Origin of the sequence: Psychrobacter sp. Choline-02u-9 (assembly GCF_002836505.1) — a bacterium.
Classification (GTDB): Bacteria; Pseudomonadota; Gammaproteobacteria; order Pseudomonadales; family Moraxellaceae; genus Psychrobacter.
On record NZ_PJBF01000013.1, the window covers coordinates 1 to 2,120 of the forward strand.

Annotated in this window: 1 protein-coding gene and 3 pseudogenes; 1 reads left to right on the plus strand and 3 read right to left on the minus strand. The window is 39.2% G+C overall.

Annotated features, from left to right (window positions below; translation table 11 throughout):
• The 3 genes and pseudogenes from CXF69_RS00495 to CXF69_RS00505 form a co-directional block, all read right to left on the minus strand.
• Positions 1-180, minus strand: a pseudogene (locus tag CXF69_RS00495) (IS1595 family transposase); the annotation flags it as partial.
• 202 nt (positions 181-382) lie between these two features.
• Complete coding sequence (locus CXF69_RS00500; protein ID WP_071001644.1) at positions 383-1,126, minus strand: TorF family putative porin; 744 nt, start codon at positions 1,124-1,126, stop codon at positions 383-385.
• A gap of 348 nt (positions 1,127-1,474) precedes the next feature.
• Positions 1,475-1,702 (minus strand): annotated as a pseudogene (locus tag CXF69_RS00505) (threonine synthase); the annotation flags it as partial.
• A 173-nt stretch (positions 1,703-1,875) separates the two neighbouring features.
• On the opposite strand from CXF69_RS00505, the pseudogene CXF69_RS00510 reads away from it, so the two are divergent.
• Positions 1,876-2,022 (plus strand): annotated as a pseudogene (locus tag CXF69_RS00510) (DUF3817 domain-containing protein); the annotation flags it as partial.
• Between the last annotated feature and the right edge of the window lie 98 nt (positions 2,023-2,120).

Below are 2,120 nucleotides of genomic sequence, written 5' to 3' on the forward strand. Positions count from 1 at the left end.
TTTTCTCAATTCTATACAGCCCCTATTCTCGTAAATAAGCAGTCTTAGCCTATGAAAGTAATAACTGGCTGTGGTTTTATTAACACCAATTAGGCTTGCTGCTGTTCTCGCGGTAGAACCGGCAACAAATAACTCGATGAGTCTGCTTTGTTTATACCAACTTAGTTTACTCTTTCTCATAGTGCTATCCTAAATAATTTTACTCATCTAGGACAGCCCCTTCTTTTTAATCTATTCAAACAATCTTTATTCGATATAAATATTAAGCATTTAACATGCCAAGACGTATTTAGAACCAATTCTCCATAAAAAAATCCTGCCTTGAAGTAAGACAGGATTTTTTTATCGCAAGGCTAATTTTCTAGCCTATGCTATTTACAACTTAGAATGCTTTAGTAATTGTAAATACAGCACCAGTCTCTACACCACGTTTGTACGGGTTGGTGTCGGCGTCAATATTTGTGCCGACAGCAGCAAGCTCAGCTGACAGGTCTTCAACAGAAGCAAAGCTGTAAGTCACACCAACTTTCCAGTCGATGTAGTTATCATCGCCACTAGCGTTATCACTGAAATCATAATCGTCAGCAGTGGTATAACCTAAGCTTGCTACACCACCGAAAGATGCGCTCAATGGCATGCTATAAGTCAGGTTTAAATACCATGCATCAGTATCTAAGCCAAAAAAATCATTAGTGAAATTCACGCTTGCAAGCAAACTGTCACCAACAGTGATGGTGTCTGCAAAACCTAGACGTGCATACAGCTCAAGCCAATTCAAATCAGAAGCACTTGGATAGCCGTAGTACCATAAACCGACATCTAAAACTGGTTTAGACGCCAAAGAGCCAAGTTCAGTGCTATAACCTACATATGGATCGAGCTCTAATGAGCTACCAAAGCCGACATTCGAGCCCCAGACACCTGCGTATAAGCCAGAGCTATGGGTTAATCCATAACCAACTTGAACGGCAGGGTCGCTTTCAGTTTGTGTCATACCACGATAGCGGTAATCTGAAGTCATTGCTGCAGTACCAGAGAATGATACATCGCTTTCAGCTGCCATAGTCAAGCCACTTGCACAAGTGAGTAAAGATGCAGCCACTAATGTAGAAAGTTTAAAGTTCATGTTGGTATTCCCCCAAGCTGTTTATTACAAATGTTCAAATCGAAATGATTTGACTCTGAACTTGTTATTGAAATAGCAAAGGGCGTGCCAACTTTATTAAGTTACTGTTTTATCTTATTTCTTTGCAATAAAACTGCAATAACTTACAAAACCAACTTTGAAGCATTATTGTATTGCACAAATATTGGGCGATTTATTGATTTTGCACCAAAACAAATCAAACTGTATCAAATTGTTTGTAAATAGGAATTATTCTTATACAGTTTATATTCTGCACGATGCAATAAAAAAAACCAACCGCAGTTGGTTGGCTTTTTAAGTATTTTCTTCTGAGCAAAGCATGAAAAATTATTTTTCCATATTTGATAGGATTGATGTTCTGACATCATCCAATGTGGCATTGATGGTGAGCATCACGGCATCGGCACATTGTTTGATCGCAGTGTCAGGATCTTTTAGACCATTACCCGTCACTGTGCAAACGATCACCGAACCTTCAGCGATTTTACCTGCTTTAATATCACGGATTGCACCGCCGATTGAAGCCGCCGATGCAGGCTCAACGAATACGCCTTTTACTTCTAATACTCTTGGATTAGGTTTGGTCATTTTTTATCCTTTTAGCTGTCTAGTTAACCCACTTTAAAAATGATACAGTGCTACTGGGATGAATTTTGTGCAGCCTCTGTGTAAGCAGCACGCAAAGAAAATTTATACCAGTAGCGCGTTTAAATCCATAACATTTTTACATTCAGCTGACTATAGGCTATCTAGAAGGCACCTCTTTCTTATTATTGCTCTTCATCGCCATGCCACTAAAATATATGATGGACATTCCAGAAGGTGTGAAATACATCGGTATGGCACACGGTATGTTGTTTATTACCTATATCATACCCCACTCTCAACTTCGAAAGTGATTGAAAAAAGAAGAGCACCTCACTAGGGTGTGTATAGAACTCAAATGAGTGGCAACCAGATAAAGACACAAGCG